Raw genomic sequence first — 22,402 nt, 5'->3', positions numbered from 1 at the left:
ATATAGGCTTAATGTGATGGCAGATTTACAGGAGGAATGTATATGCAGGAAGTCATTAGAGTGGCAGTTGATGCAATGGGAGGCGACAACGCGCCGGGCGAAATTGTAAAAGGTGCCATCGAGGCAGTAAATACACGCAGAGATATACAGGTTGTACTGGTTGGACAGCAGGAGGTTATTGCTGAAGAATTGAAAAAGTATACCTATGAGAAAGACCAGATTGAAATTAAGAATGCAACAGAAGTAATTGAGACTGCGGAACATCCGGTAAATGCAATTCGTAAGAAAAAGGATTCATCAATTGTTGTGGGAATGAATATGGTAAAACAGAAGGAAGCAGATGCATTTGTATCGGCAGGAAGTTCCGGAGCCGTATTAGTTGGTGGACAGGTGATTGTAGGAAGAATCCGTGGTATCGAGCGTCCGCCTTTGGCACCGCTGATTCCGACCGAGACAGGAGTATCCCTGCTCATTGATTGTGGAGCAAATGTAGATGCCCGTTCTTCACATCTGGTACAGTTTGCCAGGATGGGTTCCATTTATATGGAAAATGTTGTGGGAATCAAGAACCCGAGAGTTGCAATCGTAAATATCGGAGCAGAAGAAGAAAAAGGAAATGCACTGGTAAAGGAAACATATCCTTTATTAAAAGAATGCAAGGATATCAATTTTGTGGGAAGTATTGAAGCAAGAGAGATACCACATGGCGGAGCAGATGTCATTGTCTGTGAAGCGTTTGTAGGAAATGTAATCCTTAAACTTTATGAAGGACTTTCCAGTACGCTGATTGGTGTAGTAAAGCAGGGAATGCTCAGCAGCCTAAAGAGTAAGATTGGTGCAGCATTGGCATTGCCGGCACTGAAGAAGACATTAAAATCTTTCGATGCATCCCAGTATGGCGGGGCACCATTGCTTGGACTGAATGGACTGGTGGTTAAAACACATGGAAGCTCCAAGGCGAAGGAAGTAAAGAATTCCATCATTCAGTGTGTTACATTTAAAGAACAGGATATCAATAATAAAATCAAAAAAAATATAGTAATTTCTGAAACAGAAGAATAGAAAGGAAAAGATTATGGAATTTGAAAAACTGAAAAAAATTATTGCAGAAGTCCTGAATGTGGACGAAGAAGAGATTAGTATGGAAACTACTTTTGTAGATGACCTTGGCGCAGATTCATTGGATGTTTTCCAGATTATCATGGGTCTGGAGGAAGAATTTGATATTGAGATTCCAAATGAAGAAGCAGAGAAAATTGTTACTGTAGGCGATGCGGTAGAGCAGATAAAGAGTGCGCTGAACTAAAAGCAGAATAGATAGTATTCTTCAAAGGAAGCATATTGTGCGAAAGAGTCCGGCATGCCGGATTCTTTTTTGCTTTACAGGAAATTTCTTTCCTGTAAAGTAAAAAACGCTCCGCGAGGATGCACACTGCGGCGTATAAGGTAGATGTCGCAAGCGACCGCCGCAGGCGGCTTGCAAAGCGTGTTTCCCGTAGTTTGCGGGCAGCATCGACAGTTAGAAGGAGAAAACAGTGAGCAGATTACATGAATTTGAAGAAGTGATAGGATATCATTTCAACAATCAGGGATTATTAAGACAGGCATTAACCCATAGTTCCTATGCCAATGAAAGACATATGAAGAAGCACTCGGATAATGAGCGGCTGGAATTCTTAGGCGATGCAGTGCTTGAGGTTACATCCAGTGAATTCTTATACCAGAAGTATCCGGATTATTCGGAAGGTGAACTGACCAAGCTCCGGGCAAGTCTTGTGTGTGAGCCGACACTGGCATTTTGTACCAGAGCAATTGATTTGGGAAAATATCTGTATCTGGGAAAAGGAGAGGATTTAACAGGAGGAAGAAATCGGAAATCCATTCTTTCGGATGCATTGGAGGCAGTAATAGGAGCAATTTTTCTGGATGGTGGTTTTGCTAATGCAAAAGAGTTTGTGTTAAAATACATTTTGACAGACATTGAGCACAAACAGCTCTTTTATGATAGCAAGACTATCCTGCAGGAGATAGTACAGGCAGGATATAATGAAGAACTGAATTATCAGTTGATCCGGGAAGAAGGACCGGATCATGATAAGCGGTTTGTGGTAGAAGCCAGAATCGGAGAAAAGTCCATTGGAGAGGGAATGGGACATACAAAGAAAGCAGCAGAACAGGAAGCTGCATATCAGGCGCTGCTTAAGCTGAAACAGCAGGAGAATAAGCGCTCTTAAACGGAGGAAGTTATGTATCTCAAAAGTATTGAAATTCACGGTTTTAAATCATTTGCAAATAAAATTGTATTTGATTTTCACAACGGAATCACAGGCATTGTGGGGCCAAACGGTAGTGGAAAAAGTAATGTTGCGGACGCAGTGCGCTGGGTATTGGGAGAACAGAGTGCCAAGCAGCTACGTGGTGCAAGCATGCAGGATGTTATTTTTGCGGGAACAGAGAATCGTAAGCCATTAAGTTATGCATATGTTGCGATTACATTAGACAATGCAGACCATCAGCTTGCGGTAGATTATTCAGAAGTAACGGTAGCCCGAAGAGTATACCGTTCCGGAGAAAGTGAATATCTTATCAATGGCAATCCATGCCGTCTGAAGGATGTAAGCGAGCTTTTTTATGATACCGGTATCGGTAAAGAAGGTTATTCTATTATCGGACAGGGTCAGATTGAGCGAATCTTAAGCGGTAAGCCGGAGGAAAGAAGAGAACTTTTCGATGAAGCGGCAGGAATTGTAAAATATAAGAGAAGAAAAGTAACCGCCCAGAAGAAATTAGAAAGTGAGCGGGAGAACCTGGTACGTGTCAATGACATTTTGACAGAGTTGGAGCGTCAGGTAGGACCGTTGGAGAAACAGTCAGAGACCGCAAGAATCTATCTTAAGAAAAAGGAAGAGTTAAAGACCTTGGATGTTAACATGTTCCTTTTAGAGATGGAGCGGATTGAGACCCAGACCAAAGAAGTAGAAGAAAAGTTTAAAATTGCAGATACCCAGTTAAAAGAAGACAACGAGGCATACGAGAATATCAAAGCGGAGTATGAGAAAAAAGAGCAGGACATGGAAGAAATGGATGCGAAAATCACAGAAATCCGCGAAGAACTCAGCAATACCAATGTCATGAAGGGAAAACTGGAAGGTCAGATTAATGTATTAAATGAGCAGATTAAGGCTGCACAGATGACAGATGACAGCTTAAAAGCACGTTTGGAGCAGTTAGAAAGTGACCGGAAAGAAAGAAAAGAACAGCAGGAGCATTATCTTGCACAGAAGCAGGAAATTGACAGCCAGGTAGCAGAGATTGAAGCACGCAAGCAGGCAGCTTCTGATGAGTTGGAAAAGATTCAGAAGGAAATTGCCCGCTGTACACAGGGCATCGAAGAAGGCAAGAATGAGATTATCGAGATTCTGAATAATAAAGCTTCCACAAAAGCAAAATTACAGAAATTCGATACCATGGCAGAGCAGGTAAATATCCGCAAAGCCCAGTTGAATCAGCGTCTTTTAAAGCGTAAAAGCGAAGAAGCAGATTTGCAGAGTGTATTGTCAGAATATCAGGACAAATTAGCAGAAGTAAATCGTGAGATTGAAGCATTAAAGGCAAAAGAAAAAGAGACCGCAGACTTAATTCAAAGCTGGCGTAAGAAAACAGCAGAGAACCGGAGTGCCTTAGAAAAAGCAACTATTGATTATAATAAGGGAGAATCCCGTCTTGAGACCTTAAAAAATATTGCAGAGCGTTATGAAGGCTATGGAAACAGTATCCGTAAGGTAATGGAGCAGAAGGATAAGGAAGGCGGAATCCTCGGCGTTGTGGCAGACCTCATTCAGGTGGACAAGAAGTATGAGACAGCCATTGAAGTTGCACTCAGTGGAAACATCCAGAACATTGTTACGAAAGACGAGCAGACAGCAAAGAAAATGATTGCTTATCTGAAACAGAATCGTCTGGGACGTGCCACATTCCTGCCGCTGACCAGTGTTACCGGTAAGGATAACAGCAAGCAGGATGTATTCTTAAAAGAAGAAGGCGTAATCGGAAAGGCAGATACGCTGGTAAAACATGATGCAAAATTTGACGGTGTAATGTCCTATCTTCTTGGAAGAGTCTTTGTTATGGACTCCATTGACCATGCGTTGGCACTGGCGAAGAAGAGCCATTATTCTTTACATATGGTAACCTTGGAGGGTGAGTATTTAAGCCCGGGTGGTTCCATTGCCGGTGGTGCCTTTAAGAATACCGGTAATCTTCTGGGAAGAAAACGCGAAATTGACGATTTGACGAAGAGACTGGAAGAACTGAAGAAAACCATTGCATCCTGCAAGGAGCGGAGCGAAGAAATCCGCACTGCACAGGAACTTGCCATGCAGGATATGGAAAAGGTACGGACTGATTTACAGGAACAGTATTTACAGCAGAATACAGCCAGGATGAATGTAGACCGTACCTTGCAGCAGAAGAATGAAAGCGAGAGCGTATTTGAAGGTTTAAAGAATGAGAGCCAGGATATTGAAGAACAGTTGACGGATATTAAGAAGGGCAAGGAACGTACGGAAGAGGAAATCAAAGAAGCAGAAGTACGGGAAGAAGAAATCAAAGCCCAGGCAGAGCAGTTCCAGGTAATTTTAGAAGAACAGATGAAACTGGAAGAGGCTGCAACTGAAGCTGTTTCCAAGGTGCAGTTAGAGGAAGCCGGATTCACACAGAAACAGGAATTCATACAGGAAAACTTAGAACGTGTGGAAGAAGAGTTAGAGCGTGTATACAAGAATCAGGAGTCTTTGAAGAATCAGTCAGCAGAATCCAAAGAAGATGCAAAACGTCATGAGACAGACATTGAAGCCATCCGAAAGACCATTCTTGCATCCGATGAGAATTATGCGGCATTGAATCAGAAGCTTTCTGAGAGCATTGTTGCAAAAGAACAGATGTCAGCAGAGTATAAGGGATTCTTTGAACGAAGAGAAGAGATTTCCAAGCGGATTGCAAATCTTGACAAAGAGATTTTCCGACTGAACAGCCAGAGAGAGAAGTTAGAAGAGGCAGGTGAATACCAGACCAATTATATGTGGGAGGAATATGAGCTGACTCCGCATAACGCATTGCTGCTTCGCAATGAAGAATATCAGGATTTGCCGGAACTTAAGAAACAGATTTACGGTATCAAGGATGATATCCGAAAATTGGGTGATGTCAATGTCAATGCCATTGAAGAATATAAAGAAATCAGTGAACGTTATACGTTTTTAAAGACGCAGCATGATGATTTAGTAGAAGCAGAGCAGACGCTGGTGGGTATCATTGAAGATCTGGATACCGGAATGCGCAAGCAGTTTACCGAGAAGTTTGCGGAAATCCAGCATGAATTTGACAAGGCATTTAAGGATCTCTTTGGTGGTGGTAAAGGAACCTTAGAGTTAGTCGAGGATGAGGACATCTTAGAGTGCGGCATCCGTATTATTGCGCAGCCACCTGGAAAGAAGCTGCAGAACATGATGCAGTTGTCCGGTGGAGAGAAATCGTTGACAGCCATTGCACTGTTATTTGCAATTCAGAACTTAAAGCCATCCCCATTCTGTCTTTTAGACGAGATTGAGGCAGCGTTAGATGATTCTAACGTAGGACGTTTTGCAAAATATCTGCATAAATTAACGAAGAATACGCAGTTTATTATCATTACGCACCGAAGAGGAACCATGGCAGCAGCCGACCGCCTGTACGGAATTACCATGCAGGAGAAGGGTGTATCCACACTGGTAAGTGTAAATCTGATTGAAGAAGATTTAGATAAATAAGAGAAATGAACAGAGAAAGAAGTGACAAGATGGAAGAAGAAAAGAAAGAGAAAAAAGGCTTTTTTGCCCGCCTTGTATCAGGATTAACCAAGACAAGGGATAACATTGTATCCGGTATTGATTCTGTATTTCATGGATTTTCACATATTGATGATGATTTCTATGAAGAAATCGAAGAGATTCTGATTATGGGAGACCTTGGTGTACATGCCACAGAGGCAATTTTGGACAAGTTAAAGGAACGTGTCAAAGAAGAAAAAATCAAAGAGCCGGCAGACTGTAAAGAGCTTCTGATTCAGAGTATCAAAGAGCAGATGGATGTAGGCGAGACTGCATACCGCTTCGAGGAAGAAAAATCTGTCGTTTTAGTCATTGGTGTAAACGGAGTCGGAAAGACAACCTCTGTTGGCAAGCTGGCAGGTAAATTAAAGAGTCAGGGTAAACGCGTGGTTTTAGCTGCGGCAGATACCTTCCGTGCAGCGGCAGGAGACCAGTTAAAGGAATGGGCGAACCGTGCCGGAGTAGACATGATTGGCGGTCAGGAGGGTGCTGACCCGGGCTCTGTGGTATACGATGCAGTAGCAGCTGCGAAAGCAAGAAAGGCAGATGTCCTTTTGTGCGATACTGCCGGACGGCTTCATAACAAGAAAAACCTGATGGAAGAGCTTCGCAAAATCAACCGTATTCTGGAAAAAGAGTATTCCGATGCATACCGCGAGACCTTGGTAGTATTGGATGCTACAACCGGACAAAATGCACTGGCACAGGCAAGACAGTTTGCAGAGGTGGCAGACATTACCGGAATTATTTTAACGAAAATGGACGGAACCGCAAAAGGTGGTATCGCAGTTGCCATTCAGTCAGAACTTGGCATCCCTGTAAAATATATCGGTGTCGGTGAAACCATAGATGATTTACAGAAATTTGATTCCGGGCAGTTTGTAAGTGCATTGTTTGATGTAAAGGAAGATTCGGGAGAAGAAGGAGAGACAGAATGTTAACATTAGATAAATTTGAAGAAGCAAGTGAAAAAGTAAAAGAAGTAACTTTGGAGACCAAATTAATTTACAGCAATTATTTGAGTGAGCAGACCGGTAACAAAGTATATCTGAAACCAGAAAATATGCAGTTTACCGGAGCATATAAGGTACGTGGTGCCTATTATAAAATCAGCACTTTATCCGAAGAAGAAAGAGAGAGGGGACTGATTACCGCTTCCGCAGGAAACCATGCCCAGGGTGTTGCCTATGCAGCAAAATGCTATGGCTGTAAAGCAACCATCGTTATGCCAACCACAACACCACTGATTAAAGTAAACCGTACCAAGAGCTATGGTGCTGATGTAGTACTTTATGGAGATGTTTATGATGAAGCATGTGCACATGCTTATGAACTGGCTGAGAAGCATGGATATACCTTTATCCATCCTTTTGATGATTTGACGGTTGCAACCGGTCAGGGAACCATAGCCATGGAAATCTTTAAAGAACTTCCACTGGTTGAGTATATTTTAGTTCCAATCGGAGGAGGCGGACTGGCAACCGGTGTTTCCACTCTTGCCAAATTACTGAATCCAAAGATTAAAGTGATTGGTGTAGAACCGGCTGGAGCAAATTGTATGCAGGCTTCCTTTAAGGAGGGTAAGGTTACAACACTTCCGGCAGTGAATACCATTGCAGATGGTACCGCAGTAAAGACTCCGGGAGAAAAAATCTTCCCATATATTCAGAAGAACTTAGACGATATCATCACCGTAAGCGATGATGAGCTGGTCGTATCTTTCCTTGATATGGTAGAAAACCATAAGATGGTGGTAGAGAACTCCGGTTTACTTACCGTTGCCGCATTAAAGCATCTGAATGTGAAAGACAAACGGGTCGTATCCATCCTGAGCGGTGGAAACATGGATGTCATTACCATGTCTTCCGTTGTTCAGCAGGGACTTATTTTCCGCGACAGAATCTTTACTGTATCTGTACTGCTTCCGGATAAGCCGGGTGAGCTTTGTAAAGTGTCCGGAATCATCGCAAGAGAGCAGGGAAATGTTATCAAGCTGGAGCATAACCAGTTTGTAACAACCAACCGTACCGCAGCAGTTGAACTTCGCATTACATTAGAGTGCTTTGGACCGGAGCATAAACAGCAGATTATCAATGCTTTGGAAAAAGAAGGCTATAAACCAAAACAGGTTCGTACCAGCCTGTAAGGGGAAATAAGAAATTAACAGGACATATCAAATTCCTAAATTGGAAGGAGATATGTCCTTTTCTATGCGTATAGTAAGAAAAACGTTCTTTAATTGAATAGAATGAAAGAACAATATTTACAACCGTTCTTTCATATGATAGAATGAAAGAACGATTTGAAAGAGTGGTGGTATTTGTGGATTATTACATTGATAAATTGAAGTCGGTAATTGAACAGAATGGTGGAATTGCATCCGCTAAGGATTTTCATAAAGCAGGTATCGACCGGTTGCTGCTTTATGATAGTCTGGAAAAACGAATCCTCTTAAAAGAATCTCATGGAAATTATATTTTGGCAGATGAGCAGCCGGATGAATTCCGGGTTATTCAAAGCAGGTCTGATAAATTGATATTTTCCCATGGAACCGCATTATTCTTACATGGAATTTCAGACAGAGTGCCACACAAGCTGGATTTAACGGTTCCTCAGGGAGATAATGTTTCCAGGATAAAGAAGAACTATGAGAATACAAAGTTTCATTATTGTAAGAAGGAACTGTGGGATTTAGGTATTGTGATGTTGAAAAGCCCACAGGGATATGACGTTAAGGCATATGATTTGGAACGATGTATCTGTGATTTGATAAGAGATAAAAAGAGTATCGATGTTCAAGTGTATACACAGGCTCTGAAGGAGTATTTTGGTGGAAAGTGTAATCCAAGAAAGATTATCAAATATTCCAGAGCGTTTCATTTGGAACAGAAGGTTCGGACATATATGGAGGTGCTGAGTTGAAAGAGAGAACACCAGAACAATTAAAGGGACAGATAAGGAGTTTTGCAGAAAAGAGAAAGTTACAGCCACAAGAAGTATTGCAGATGTTTTTAATTGAGCGCTTCCTTGAAAGATTGGCAAAGTCATCATATAAAAATAATTTTATATTAAAAGGTGGTTTTCTAATATCATCAATGATTGGAATCTCAGAAAGAACTACCATGGATATGGATACTACGGTAACTGGAATCAATATGGAAGAAGATGAGCTAGAAAGAGTAATTCGAGAGATTCTTCTAATTGATGTTGGTGATGGCATAAAGTTTGAGTTTGAAAAGTTTGAAATAATCAGAGAAAAAGATGACTATAATAATTTCAGTGCATTTTTAGTTGCTCATTATGGAAAAATTGCAAATAAGGTGAAAGTTGACATTACTACAGGAGATGAGATAACCCCGGGAGCTGTTCGGTATTCATATAAAACAATACTGGATGACGATGAAATTAATATTAAGGCATATAATATTGAAACTATTATAGCAGAAAAGTATGAGACGATTATTAGAAGAAATATTGGAACTTCAAGAGCCAGAGACTTATATGATTTATATATGTTTTATCATATGTATAAGGAGTCGATTCATCCTGAAATGTTGAAACTTGCTGTTACAAGAACTGCAAAGAAAAGAGAATCCTTGCAGACAATGTTGGAGTGGAAAGAGATTATAGAGGATATGAGAGAGGATACAGCCTTAAAAGTTCTTTGGAATAATTATTGCGTGAACAATACATATGCAGAGAAGGTTTCTTATGAAGATGTGATGGAAATACTTCTAAGAATCGCCGAACTGCTTGAATTTTAAGTGAAAGGCTGATAGGGGGGAATAATAAGGCTGTCGCACTATCCAAGTGGGCAGCCTTTCTGAAATTTGTTTTCATAAATTAAAAGATTCTTTAATCAAAACGAGTTAATCTACATTTGGAATATGATTCTTGAAAAAGAATACTATAATTTTTCCGGCGTAAATACACCGATATCATTTCCGGTTCCGCTAAGTGGCATCTGATAACAGGCAGAGTCATTGCCGTATTTATAGAAGTAAAGGTACTGTGAGGTGGTATGTAATGCGGTATAATTACCGGATATCAGTAATTCCTCATTGCTTCCGTCGGTGAGACAGCGGTAGATACCGGCACCCTCTCCATTTTTCTGATAATAGATATAATCCCCGGTGACGTTGTAGCAGTCAATTCTGGATGGGATGATAAGGTTGGCAGTACCGCTGCTTAAGGAATAAGTGCTTAGTCCATAATCGTTGTCTCCATCCATGTAATAAGCCGTGTCATTGATTACAGTCGGTTCATAACAGGTGCAGCTATAGAGTGTAGCAACAGAGTTGTCGGCAGTATCAAGCTGCAGGAGAGAGTGGGAATCGTTTTCGCCATTAAAGTACATATACTGTCCATTAGAGGAGCAGGTCTTATAAGGAAACTTAGAAACCTGTTCTTTTTTTGTGCCGTCGATCTTTACCCGATACAGGTAGAAGCCGTTTCTTTGTCATAGTGGATATAGTAAATATAATTTCCGTACAGTCCGGCATAAAGACTTGGGTCGTCATCTAAAATGGTAACCCTGCCTCCATCACGGTTGATACGGCATAAGCTGTTAGTTCCAAAATTCAGAAAAGAGAAATTAGTATCCTTACTCTTGTTGTTTCGGATATAGTAAACATAGTGATCATCTGCATTGATATAAGAGACGTTATCATCGGAAAGCTTCTTCATATCAGAACCATCAGGATTCATGGAATAGAGTCGGTGGTTGTCGGAAGGATTACTGAAGAAAACAGTGCCGTTACTTTCACAGAAAAGTCCACCGTTATAAAGATTACCGGCAGAATTTCCATTGACATAACCGGAATTCATTTTTGTGCGGTTAAGAAAATGAATCAGACAAAACACTGTAATCAGAATAAGAATAATTGCAATCGTGATAAAGAGCTGTTTTTTTCGTTTGTTTTTCATAAGAATCCTCCTTTGATGTTATATGTAATCAGACGATTGTGAAATTTGGAAATACGACAGGAAAGAACTTTCCTATAACATTTCCAAATTCCACAATTCTTACGATAAAAATTATAACTTTCTTTCGGGAAACTTGCAACCGAAATGGGAATGGTATATGATAGAAAAAAATAATAAGGTGAAAGATAACAATGAAAGATTTAAACGAGATAAGAGCAGAAATTGACAGCGTGGACAAAGAGCTGGTGTCACTGTATGAAAAACGTATGGCACTGACCGAACAGGTGGCAGATTATAAGCTTTCTACCGGGAAAAAAGTCTTTGATAAGGCAAGGGAAGAAGAGAAGTTAGAAAAGGTAACTTCCATGGTAGATGACCCGTTTTTAAAGCGTGGAACAAGAGAACTTTTTGAACATCTGATGAGCATGAGCAGAAAACGGCAGTATCAGAAGCTGGCAGAAAAAGGCATTATGGAGCCGATACCATTTGAAGAGGTAGCGGCACTTCCGGATAAAAATATAAGAATCGTATATCAGGGAGAAGAGGGCGCATACAGCCAGATGGCAATGCAGCAGTTTTTCCATGATACCACAAACAGTTATCATGTGCAGACCTGGCGGGATGCCATGGAAGCAATCGCAAAAGGAGAAGCAGATTATGCAGTGCTTCCGATTGAGAATTCTTCTGCCGGAATTGTGTCAGAAAATTATGATTTGCTGGTAGAATATGATAATTGTATCGTGGGAGAACAGATTATTCCAATAGACCACTGCCTGCTCGGAACGAAAGGCTCAAAGCTATCTGATATTGAACAGGTATATTCCCATCCGCAGGCACTGATGCAGTGTGGCAGATATTTGGACGAGCATCGGAACTGGGAAAAACACAGCTTTAAGAATACTGCCATGGCAGCAAAAAAAGTAAAAGAAGATGGTCTCCTAAGACAGGCAGCCATTGCCAGCCGTCTTACTGCCGATATTTACAGGCTTGATATATTGGACGAGCATATCCAGGATAACAGCAATAACTGTACAAAGTTTGTCATTGTAACCGGTCGTAAGATATTCTTAAAGAATGCCGGAAAAATCAGTATCTGCTTTGAAATTCCGCATGAAAGTGGATCTCTTTATCATATGTTATCCCATTTTATTTTTAATGATTTGAACATGAATAAGATAGAATCAAGACCATTAGGAGAGCGGAACTGGGAATATCGTTTCTTTATTGACTTTGAAGGAAATTTAAATGAGAGTGCAGTAAAGAATGCATTGCATGGAATCAAAGAAGAAGCTGAAAACTTTAAAATTCTTGGAAATTATTAGAAAGACAGGTAAGACAGTAAGATGAAACATTCAGGAGAATTAATTTTATATAAGAACTTTGAAAATGGAGAATTATTTTATAATTTTACATGGATTTTGGAAAACTATGATAGTGAATTTTACAATCGGTCTGATATAGTAGAATTGTATTATAGATGTTTGAACCAACTGATTGAACTGGCAGTGAGCCACGGTTTTGAAGGAAATCTGTGGCACTGTTTTCTTGCGTTTATTATGGTAAATAATGAAAATGCCTACAGTACCGCCTGCGAAATGAAAGGAGCAGTAAACGGAAGTATCAATGCGATTGCAGCCCATGATTTTGCTATTTTAAAAGAAATGTTTGATTATAACTTAAATGAAGTGGCAAAGACTCTGGAAATTGATGATATGGATGTGCTTCAGAATTTCAAGGGACCGGATGATAATGGAAGCGTATTTAACAAACGTATCCGTGACTGCATCTGTGAACTGGCTGTAGAACTGGCAGGAGCAAAGGATACCAATGCATTTCAGGACAGCGTAACCGGATTCTATGCAAGATTTGGTGTGGGAAATCTAGGCTTACATAAGGCATTCCGTATCCAGAATACCAATGGTGTTGTAGAACTGGCACCGATTACCAGAATCGCTCATGTGAAACTCGATGACCTGGTAGGCTATGAAATTGCCAAGAAGAAGCTGGTGGATAATACAGAAGCTTTTGTAAAGGGAAAGAGTGCCAATAACTGTCTGTTGTTTGGTGATGCAGGTACCGGTAAATCAACCAGCATAAAGGCAATTGCCAATCAGTATTATGAGCAGGGACTTCGCCTGATTGAAGTTTATAAGCATCAGTTTAAAGATTTGAACACTGTTATTTCCATGATAAAGAACCGTAATTATAAATTTATTATATATATGGATGATTTATCTTTTGAGGAATTTGAAATTGAATACAAATATTTGAAAGCTGTAATTGAAGGTGGGCTGGAGAAGAAACCGGACAATGTGCTGATTTATGCAACCTCAAACCGCAGACATCTGATTCGTGAGAACTTTTCAGATAAAGAGGAAGTGCGTGAAGATATGCATACTTCTGATACCGTACAGGAAAAACTTTCACTGGTATATCGTTTTGGTGTATCTATTTACTTTGGAGCACCGACCAAGAAAGAATTCCAGCAGATTGTAGTAGAACTGGCAGAAAAGCAGGGAGTACATCTTCCGGCAGAAGAGCTTTTAGCAGAAGCCAACAAATGGGAGTTAAGTCATGGTGGACTTTCCGGAAGAACCGCACAGCAGTTTATCAATTATATGTTAGGACAGGAAGTGTAACAGAAGATTTACACAGGAGGAGGAGCACGGATGAAGACTTTTGCAGCAATTTATATCGGGTCTTATGAAATCAGCATGAAAGTGTTTGAGCTTTCCATTAAGAGAGGAATCCGGGAAATTGACCATGTCCGCCATAGAATAGAATTGGGAAGGGATGTTTATTCCCAGGGATATGTCGGATATGAGACAGCGGATGAATTGTGTCAGGTGCTGAAAGAATTCGTGGGGATTATGGAGATGTACCGGACGGATGAGTATGAAGCATATTCAGGTCTTGTCATCCGGGATGCACAGAACGAAGCATTTATTTTAGACCAGATACGGATTCGGACCGGACTTAATGTGAAAGTGCTGAGCAATTCGGAACATCGTTTTATCAGTTATAAGACGGTGGCATCCCAGAAGAATTTTGAGGATATGACCAGTCAGAATGCAGCAGTAGTTGATGTAGGTGGCGGCAGTATGCAGATAACACTTTTTGTAAAAGGAAAGGTAGTTACCACACAGCATCTTCTGATTGGAATTATGCGCGTGCAGGAGAAACTCTTTGATCTTGGCATGCAAAGTGGCAATTATGAGCAGCAGATTCAGGAGGTCGTAGATAAGGAGTTAGAGGTCTTTAAAGCTCTTTATCTGCCAAAGGATGGCATCCGTTATGTCATTTTTATGGGAGATTATATCTCTGCATTTATGCCGAAAATCAGTAAAGAAAATGGCAAATGTATGGTAGATGCGGACAAGTTCTATCGTTATACGGAGAAGCTGAGAGCCAAGAATACAGGACAGATTGCAAGAGAATTAGGAATCACCAACGAGAGTGATGCATTGCTGATTCCGGCACTGGTTATCTACCGGCAGTTAGTTGCTGCATTAAATGCGCAGAATGTTGTTGTTCCGGGTGTGAATGTAAATGATGGTATAGCATATGATTATGCACAGCGGCATAATATGGTGAAAGCAACACATGATTTCGAAGAAGATGTAATATCTGCGGCGGAATGTATGTCCAAAAGATATTTCGGCTATCAGCCACATCTTGAAGCATTAGAGCAGATGGCAGTCCAGATATTTGATGCCATGAAGAAGATTCATGGATTGGGAAACAGAGAGCGGCTGATACTAAGGACGGCAGCCATTCTCCATGACTGTGGTAAATTTGTCAGTCTGGTTAATGGACCGCAGTGCTCCTATGACATTATTATTTCTTCGGAAATTATTGGATTGACTCATCTGGAGCGTGAAATTGTGGCGTCTACGGTACTTTATAATACACTACCGATAGACAGCTATGACAGACTGGCAGATAAGATGGACCATGACAGTTATCTTACTGTAGCCAAGCTTGCAGCCATCCTTAAGGTGGCAAATGCCATGGATAGAAGCCACAAACAGAAATTTAAGAATGTAAAGACTTCTGTTTCCGGAAGAAATCTGATTATTACCATAGAGACGGAAGATGATGTAACCTTGGAAAAAGGATTGTTTGAGTCCAAGGCGTCCTTCTTTGAAGAAGTATTCAGTATGAAACCGGTGATTAAAGTGAAAAAGGTCTATAGTTAGGAGAGTATGCGAATGGAAAAGTTAAAAGAATATACGAATCCGGAATATTACGAAAACCGTGAGTTGAGCTGGATTAAATTTAATGGCAGAGTCTTGAATGAAGCAAGAGACAAATCCATTCCGCTTCTGGAACGGTTAAAATTTGTCAGTATTACTTCTTCAAATTTAGATGAATTTTTCATGGTACGTGTGGCTTCTTTAAAGGATATGGTACATGCGGGCTATAAGAAAACAGACATTGCCGGTATGACAGCGTCTGAACAGTTAGCAGCCATTAATCATGACACCAGGGAACTGGTAGAACTGCAGTATTCTACTTATAACCGTTCCCTGATTCCGCTATTGAATGCAAGGGGAATCTATATTGTAGATGCCTATGAAGATTTGGAGAATTTTCAGGCAGAATATGTAGACCGTTATTTTGAAGAAAATATATATCCGGTACTGACACCGATGGCAGTAGATGCATCCAGACCATTTCCGTTGATTCGCAATAAGACATTAAACATTGTAGCCTTATTGGAAGAAAATCCAAAGAAAGATGATCTTCTTGGCAAAGCAGAGGAGAAGAAGTTAAAGGCAGAGGGTAAGAAGGGCGGAACCATTTATGAATATGCAACAGTTCAGGTGCCATCTGTATTACCAAGGCTGATTCCGATTCCATCCGTAAAGGAAGGCGAGAAATCCTTTATCCTGTTGGAGCAGATTATTGAGAAGAATATTTCCAAATTGTTCTTAGGCCATAAAGTGGTCTGTGCTTATCCGTATCGTATTATGCGTAATGCGGACCTTTCCTTTGATGAGGACGAAGCAGAGGATTTACTGAAAGAAATTGAAAAATCCTTAAAGAAACGGCAGTGGGGCGAAGTTATCCGGCTGGAAGTGGAATATGGCATTGATAAGCGTCTGCTGGCATTTTTAAAGGATGAACTTCGGGTAGAGTCAGAGGATGATATCTTTAAAATCAATGGACCGATTGATTTGACTTACCTGATGAAGATGTATGGACTGGAAGGCTGTGATGATTTACGTTACAAACCATATACGCCACAGCCGGTGCCACAGATCCAGCAGGGAGAGAGTATCTTTGATGCAATTAAAAAAGGTGATATTTTACTGCATCATCCATACCAGACCTTTGATCCGGTAGTCGAATTTATCCGTCAGGCAGCCAAAGATCCGGATGTACTGGCAATCAAACAGACACTTTACCGTGTCAGCGGCAATTCGCCGATTATTGCATCACTGGCACAGGCAGCAGAAAATGGCAAACAGGTATCTGTTCTGGTAGAATTAAAAGCCCGTTTCGATGAGGAAAATAACATTGTCTGGGCAAAAAAATTAGAGAAAGCAGGCTGCCATGTCATCTATGGTCTGGTGGGCTTAAAGACCCACAGCAAGATTGCACTGGTCGTAAGAAGAGAAGAAGAAGGCATCTGCCGTTATGTACATCTTGGAACCGGAAACTATAACGATTCCACTGCAAAGCTGTACACAGACTGTGGTATCTTTACCTGTTCGGAAGCAATCGGTGAAGATGCAACAGCAGTATTTAATATGTTATCCGGTTATTCTGAACCGCTGTCCTGGAACCGGCTGGTGGTAGCACCAATCTGGCTGCGGAAGCGTTTCTTGAAATTAATTGAGCGTGAAACAAAATATGCCAAAGCCGGAAAGACAGCCAAAATTGTAGCTAAGATGAATTCTCTTTGTGACCGTGATATTATTGCAGCTTTGTATGAAGCATCAGCAGCGGGAGTGCAGATTGATCTGGTGGTACGTGGAATCTGCTGCCTGAAGGTAGGTATTCCAAAGATTAGTGAAAATATCAGAGTGCGTTCCATTGTAGGAAATTTCTTGGAGCACAGCAGAATTTTCTATTTCTATAATGATGGACAGGAAGAAATTTACATGGGAAGTGCTGACTGGATGCCGCGTAACTTAGACCGCCGTGTAGAGATTATTTTCCCTGTAGAAAATGAAGAGTTAAAGCATAAAGTAATGCATATTCTGGATGTGGAACTGGCAGATAATACGAAAGCACATCTCCTTCAGAAGGATGGCACCTATGAAAAGGTTGACAAACGTGGAAAGGTGCTGGTGAATTCACAGCTGCAGTTCTGCAGGGAAGCAGAAGAAGCAGCACCAAAGCCTGCGGATGTGGTAAAAGACCGTATTTTTATTCCGGCAGAACCGGTAGAGGACTAAAGAAATCAGACACTTTTGCCGATATATAATATGAAACCATTGAAATAAAGCTCCAGGGAGGGGATTGTCGCATACGGATATGACGGTTATTTTAAGGTTCCGGTTGTTTTGCTCGTTCACGAGCAGGAAAGACAGCAGAATAGAGGGTATTCGGATGAATCCAGCCGGAAAAAATGTTCCGAAAATGAATTTGAACGAATCTTTCGAAATGCATTAGATGAGGTGAAAGACAAAAAATAGAAAGTATCTATAAAGAGGGACTGTTGTTTTACAGAAATTGTAAAATGACAGTCCCTCTTGGTGTACATGAGTAGTAAGCTATCTGCAATGCAGCGCATTTTTAATATCTGATAAAATATAATAAGGAATCGGCATATGTCTCGTTCCGTTTCCCATGGAAATATAAGGTTTGTTACTTCCGTGGAAGTCAGAACCACCGGAAATAAGCAGATGATATTTTTGCGCAAGCTTCTTGATGTTCTGTTCGTCACCAAGCTGGTAGCTGGAATAGACGGCTTCAATACCATCTAAATGGCTTTCTTCTACCAGTGTCTGAACCAGAGTGTCCAATCGGTCTGCATTCATGCGATAGAGTACCGGATGGGCTAAAATGGCAAGACCACCGGCATGATGAATCAGGGAAATACCTTCCTGCGGAGTGATTTTAGGACGGTCTACATAATAAGGACAGTCATCCCCGATATATTTACTGAATACTGCATTCATATCTTTGGCAAGACCATGATTTACAAGGTATCTTGCAATATGTGCCCTTGTAATGACTGCATCCGGAAATTCTCTGATAAGACTGTCATAATCAATGGCAAGGTGTGCCTCCTGCTGCAGTTTATCAACCATCAGGCGGTTGCGGTCTGTGCGGGAAGAACGGAATGCATTTAATTTATCATTAAATACTTTATCGTCCGGGTTAATATATAGCCCGACCATATGGATTTCACGGTCATCCAGTTCACAGGAGAGTTCAACACCGGCAATGACTTCCGGTGCATCCGGGGAGTTAAGCCGCAAGGTTTCTTCCTGCGCTTCTCTAATACCATCGATACAGTCGTGGTCAGTAAGGGCAAAGGCATATATCGAATGACGTCTGGCTTCATGAACCAGCTCAGATGGAGTAAAAGTTCCGTCAGAGCAGGTTGAATGTACATGTAAATCAATAAATCCTGTTTCCATGGTATAATCCTTTCTAACAGCTCGAAACAATTATTTTTTAGAATTATTTATGAATATGATTATAAGAGTAATCTTTCGTTTTGACAATCCGGAAGAAATGAGAAAAATCTTTTGCGTATAAAAACAAAGTCCTTTATACTGCAATTAGGAAAAATAATCTGCAGGGGGGCAGGAAGCATGAAAAAAATTTTAGAAGTAAGTATGCTTGGAACATTTCGAATGCAATATGGAAATCATTCCTTTATCATAGACCGGAAATCAACGACAAAGACGAACCGGCTGCTTCAGATTATTCTGCATGCGGGTACAGAAGGGGTAACAAGGGAAGAACTGGTGGGAAGACTATGGGAAAATGAGGAGGTCGCAAACCCATCCAACAGTTTCCGGGCAATTCTTTTCCGGGTGCGGAAACTGCTTAAGGAGCAGGGACTGCCGGAGAGCGATTATATTATAAGCCGAAAGGGAGTTTATTACTGGACACCGGAAATTCCGTATCGTTGTGATTGCATTTCTTTTGAAGAGAAGGCAGAGCATGCATTGAAACAGGCGGAAGATTTTGGAAAAACAGAATTAGAGGAAGCAGTCAGGCTGTACCGTGGAGAATTTTTGCCGGCACTGGGAGCATCGGAATGGGTAATTTTCTGGGCAACGAAATACCGGAAATTATATATGTCCTGTGTAAAGAGACTGTGCGGAATTTACAGGGATGAGCAGGAGTATCAGAAATTATATGAGATAGCAGAAAAAGCAGCGGTTCTTTATCCACTGGATGACTGGCAGGTATACCAGATGGAGGCATTGATTGCCATGAAGCGTTCCAAAGAGGCGGTGGCATTATATCATAAGACAGAAGAAATGCTGCTGGCAGAGCTTGGCAGTGAGCCTTCAAAGTCTATGCTGGAACAATTAAAACGAATCAGCAGCTGTGTTACGGAGGATGATGCCACTCATATTCAGGCAATACAGGAGAAGCTGGAAGAAGAGAGAGAGGAAGGAGCATTTTACTGTTCGTATCCTGTTTTCATTGAAAATTACCGCTTTGCAAAACGGGTTTTGCAGCGTACGGGAAAGAGTGCGTGGCTTCTTATGAGCACCATTACCGATGGGAAGGGGTATGCTTCAGAAGGCGGTGTTCATTTCGAATACATCCGGGCAGAACTGGAGCAGGCATTGAAAAACTCCCTGCGCAGCGGTGACCTGTATACCAGATACAGCACAAACCAGTATCTGATACTTTTAATAGGTATTGAAGAAGAAAATTGCGGACTTGTGATAGAAAGAATCAATGACAACATGGAACGGACGGCTGGAAAGAAATATGTGAAATATCATAAAGTATTGGTGAATGGAACAGACGAGTAGATACGAGGAGAAATACAATACAAACAGGAAGATTTAAGTACAATTCGGAAGAATAAAGAAAAAATAGAAAAATATAACGCTTTTTATAACACAGAGTAGGCTATGATTGGTTATACAATTCATAAATTAACAGGAAATGGATAAAATGAATAAAAGGAGAAAAAACATGAGAGTAGCCAAAATGTTGGGAAAAAGAATTACAGCTTTTGTAATGGCAGCATTGATGGTATTGTCCTTATCCGGAATAACCGGGATGACAGTAAAAGCTGCCGAAAAGGATGGTACAATTAAGATGCAGCTGCAGGATACGAAGAAAATCGAGTGTTCTGCATGGATTGCTTACGAAACCAAATGGAGTGTTACCAGTGGAAAAGATAAGGTAACATTAAAAAATACAAATAAGAAAGAGGTATCTGTAACTGCGGATAAGACAGGAACAGTTACCTTGAAGTGCAAGTATAAGAATTATCTCTTTCAATGGAAAACAGAAAAATATACTATTAAAATCAGTAAGAGAACTCCGGTATTTGAAGAGAGCATTTCAAATCTGACTTATAACGGAAAAGTCCAGACACTGAATGCAAAGAACTTTGTAAAGGACGGTCCAAAGAGTGGTATTGTTGGAACCTGTGACAAAGAGATTTTAAATGCAGGAACTTATACTTATACGATTACAACACCGGCAACAGATGTATATGAGGCAGGAAGCAGGACTTATACTGTAACTGTAAATAAGGCAGAGGCAGTAATTAAGGAAAAACCATCTGCAACAATCAATCATATGTCCGGAAAACTGAGAGAGTCCCATCTTAATGGCGGAATGGCAGTAGCGGTCAATGATGAGAACCAGGAACTGGAAGGCCATTTTGAGTGGCGGAGCCCGGATGAGACACTGTGGTTTAATACTACCGGAACTGCAATCTTTGAAGATGTAGACCATCATGTAGTATTTGTGCCGGAAGGAGATGCAGCAGAGAACTATAAAGAGACGGTATTTATTGTACCGGTAAGAACTTATTTAAAAGCATTGTATGCAAATCTTACAGCCAGCGATTTTGAATATAATGGCAGTAATGATGAGAAGAACTTAAGTTGTGATGCCAATGCATACAGCTGGGGAATTGAAAAAAATCCAAGCATTTCCATTACTTATACTTATTATGATGAGGCAGGAAATAAATTAAGCAAGGCACCGGTGGATGCAGGAACTTATACGGTAATTGCAACAGCCAGTGCAAAGAAATTTGAATCCGCAGACAGTAATGAAGCAGCCTTTACTATCCGGCAGAAAACGTTGACGAATGAAATGGTAACTGCAAAGGATACTGAGTATACTGGAAACACAGTTGCAGTTGTGGTAAAGGATGGAGACAAAACATTAGTAGAAGGAAAAGATTATACTGTAATATACAGTGGAAGTAATCCAAATGCAGGAGAGGCATCAGCAGCAATTACCGGAATCGGTAACTATAAAGGAACGGTAAATACAACCTATACCATTCTTCCGAAAGAAGTGGAAAATGACAGCGTGATTGCAGCTGCAAAGGAAAAATATTATACCGGAAAAGCAGTAACACTCAGTGAAGAAGATGTAACTGTAACTTATAATGGAAAAGTATTAACAGCAGGAACCGATTATACTGTTGGTAATTACAAAGATAATGTAGAAGAGGGAACTGCGCTGGCAACCGTAACCTTTACCGGTAACTATAGTGGAACTGTAAATGTAAGCTTTGGAATCAGTAAGATTCGTGCAAAAGTATATGCCAAATATGGAAATGGAAAACTGCTGCTGTTAAGTGGAAACTGTATTTTAGACCCGGCTGTATTAGAAGAAGCAGCAGATTATGCAACCACAGAGGAAAGCGTAATCCATGGATTCATCTTAGAGGATGAAAATGCAGGTGTAGTGACAACATATACAAAACTTTTCCGCAATACAGAGGGTTATAACGTATATGTAAAAGTAGCAGATACATTTACACAGAAGGCAGAGTTCTACATCCGGAAAGCAGGAACTGTCCGTCCGGAAGGAACAGTTGGTGATGCAACAGCAAATTATGACTATATAGGAAGAGCAGCAGTTTCTTTAAATCAGCTGAAAGTGACAACGGATATGTCTGGTTTTACTGCACCAGCCTCTTTTGATGCAGAAAAGAATTATGATGGAAAGATGCCGGTAACACTTGCATCTGTTTTAGATGCATATGCAGCGAACAGCGGCATTGCAGGGGATGATGCAAGATTCTACCGCATCGAATGGTACCGGATGATTAATCCGAATTCCTGGCATATTGATGGAGAAATTGTTGATAACAGTTATACCGTTACTTTTATGGTAGACGGAAATGTATATCAGGAAGTACGTGAAGTAAAGGGAACGGAAGTTTCTGTAACAGATCCTGTAAAGGCAGAGACAGAGACAACAACCTATGAATTTACCGGCTGGACTTTAGAAGATGGCAGTAAAGTAAATGTTGCAGATTTAAATGATAGTACCGTAGTGTATGCTTCTTTTGATGAAAAGGAGAAAGAAACTGAGCCGACCGAGCCAGTTGGACCGACCGGACCAACCGAACCAACCCAGCCGACTGAGCCGACTGAGCCGACTGAGCCGACTGAGCCGACTGAGCCAACCGAACCGACTGA

14 protein-coding genes and 2 pseudogenes are annotated in these 22,402 nt (G+C 40.9%); 14 read left to right on the top strand and 2 right to left on the bottom strand.

Annotation, left to right across the window (positions count from 1 at the left end; all coding sequences use genetic code 11):
- The first annotated feature begins 42 nt into the window (after positions 1-42).
- The 8 genes from plsX (at position 43) to DW059_RS10370 (ending at position 9,631) form a co-directional block, all read left to right on the top strand.
- Entirely contained in the window at positions 43-1,062 is a 1,020-nt protein-coding gene (gene plsX / locus DW059_RS10405) for a phosphate acyltransferase PlsX (protein WP_022244085.1), read from the top strand.
- A 13-nt stretch (positions 1,063-1,075) separates the two neighbouring features.
- Positions 1,076-1,306 (top strand): acyl carrier protein, encoded by a 231-nt coding sequence (gene acpP / locus DW059_RS10400; protein WP_022244086.1) that lies wholly within the window; start codon positions 1,076-1,078, stop codon positions 1,304-1,306.
- 229 nt (positions 1,307-1,535) lie between these two features.
- A complete protein-coding gene (gene rnc / locus DW059_RS10395) occupies positions 1,536-2,234 on the top strand; it encodes a ribonuclease III (RefSeq protein ID WP_022244087.1) in 699 nt (232 codons plus the stop codon).
- Positions 2,235-2,246: 12 nt separating this feature from the next.
- On the top strand, positions 2,247-5,807 hold the full coding sequence (gene smc, locus DW059_RS10390; protein ID WP_117698740.1) for a chromosome segregation protein SMC: 3,561 nt from the start codon (positions 2,247-2,249) through the stop codon (positions 5,805-5,807).
- A 5-nt stretch (positions 5,808-5,812) separates the two neighbouring features.
- Entirely contained in the window at positions 5,813-6,808 is a 996-nt protein-coding gene (gene ftsY / locus DW059_RS10385) for a signal recognition particle-docking protein FtsY (protein WP_117698739.1), read from the top strand.
- Positions 6,802-8,013, top strand: a complete 1,212-nt coding sequence (gene ilvA / locus DW059_RS10380; protein WP_022244090.1) for a threonine ammonia-lyase — start codon at positions 6,802-6,804, stop codon at positions 8,011-8,013. The genes ftsY and ilvA overlap by 7 nt, the downstream gene beginning before the upstream one ends.
- A gap of 143 nt (positions 8,014-8,156) precedes the next feature.
- The gene (locus DW059_RS10375) at positions 8,157-8,789 is read left to right on the top strand and encodes a type IV toxin-antitoxin system AbiEi family antitoxin domain-containing protein (protein WP_117698738.1); all 633 of its coding nucleotides are present in this window, start codon (positions 8,157-8,159) and stop codon (positions 8,787-8,789) included.
- Positions 8,786-9,631, top strand: coding sequence for a nucleotidyl transferase AbiEii/AbiGii toxin family protein (locus tag DW059_RS10370; RefSeq protein ID WP_242986205.1), 846 nt, complete (start codon positions 8,786-8,788; stop codon positions 9,629-9,631). Before DW059_RS10375 ends, DW059_RS10370 begins: the two co-directional genes overlap by 4 nt.
- Positions 9,632-9,774: 143 nt before the next feature.
- Here DW059_RS10370 and DW059_RS16490 read toward each other — a convergent pair.
- Positions 9,775-10,694: pseudogene (locus DW059_RS16490) on the bottom strand (DUF5050 domain-containing protein).
- Between the two features lie 290 nt (positions 10,695-10,984).
- On the opposite strand from DW059_RS16490, the gene pheA reads away from it, so the two are divergent.
- The 4 genes from pheA to DW059_RS10340 are packed head-to-tail and all read left to right on the top strand — an operon-like array spanning position 10,985 to position 17,200.
- On the top strand, positions 10,985-12,115 hold the full coding sequence (pheA, locus tag DW059_RS10355; protein WP_117698735.1) for a prephenate dehydratase: 1,131 nt from the start codon (positions 10,985-10,987) through the stop codon (positions 12,113-12,115).
- 21 nt (positions 12,116-12,136) lie between these two features.
- Positions 12,137-13,432 carry an ATP-binding protein gene (locus DW059_RS10350; protein ID WP_117698734.1) on the top strand — a complete coding sequence of 432 codons (1,296 nt, stop codon included), beginning with the start codon at positions 12,137-12,139 and terminating at the stop codon, positions 13,430-13,432.
- A 30-nt stretch (positions 13,433-13,462) separates the two neighbouring features.
- On the top strand, positions 13,463-14,992 hold the full coding sequence (locus tag DW059_RS10345) for a Ppx/GppA phosphatase family protein (RefSeq protein WP_117698733.1): 1,530 nt from the start codon (positions 13,463-13,465) through the stop codon (positions 14,990-14,992).
- Between the two features lie 12 nt (positions 14,993-15,004).
- On the top strand, positions 15,005-17,200 hold the full coding sequence (locus DW059_RS10340) for an RNA degradosome polyphosphate kinase (protein ID WP_117698732.1): 2,196 nt from the start codon (positions 15,005-15,007) through the stop codon (positions 17,198-17,200).
- Positions 17,201-17,518: 318 nt separating this feature from the next.
- Here DW059_RS10340 and DW059_RS10335 read toward each other — a convergent pair whose 3' ends face one another.
- Positions 17,519-18,391 (bottom strand): PHP domain-containing protein, encoded by an 873-nt coding sequence (locus tag DW059_RS10335; protein WP_117698731.1) that lies wholly within the window; start codon positions 18,389-18,391, stop codon positions 17,519-17,521.
- 177 nt (positions 18,392-18,568) lie between these two features.
- On the opposite strand from DW059_RS10335, the gene DW059_RS10330 reads away from it, so the two are divergent.
- Entirely contained in the window at positions 18,569-19,753 is a 1,185-nt protein-coding gene (locus DW059_RS10330; RefSeq protein ID WP_117698730.1) for an AfsR/SARP family transcriptional regulator, read from the top strand.
- Between the two features lie 166 nt (positions 19,754-19,919).
- A pseudogene (locus tag DW059_RS16130) lies at positions 19,920-22,402 on the top strand (hypothetical protein); the annotation flags it as partial.

Source organism: Roseburia sp. AF42-8 (genome assembly GCF_003435965.1).
Lineage (GTDB): Bacteria > Bacillota > Clostridia > Lachnospirales > Lachnospiraceae > Roseburia_C > Roseburia_C amylophila.
The sequence above is the reverse complement of the archived record's forward strand: the minus strand, read 5'-3'. Positions and strand labels throughout refer to the sequence as shown.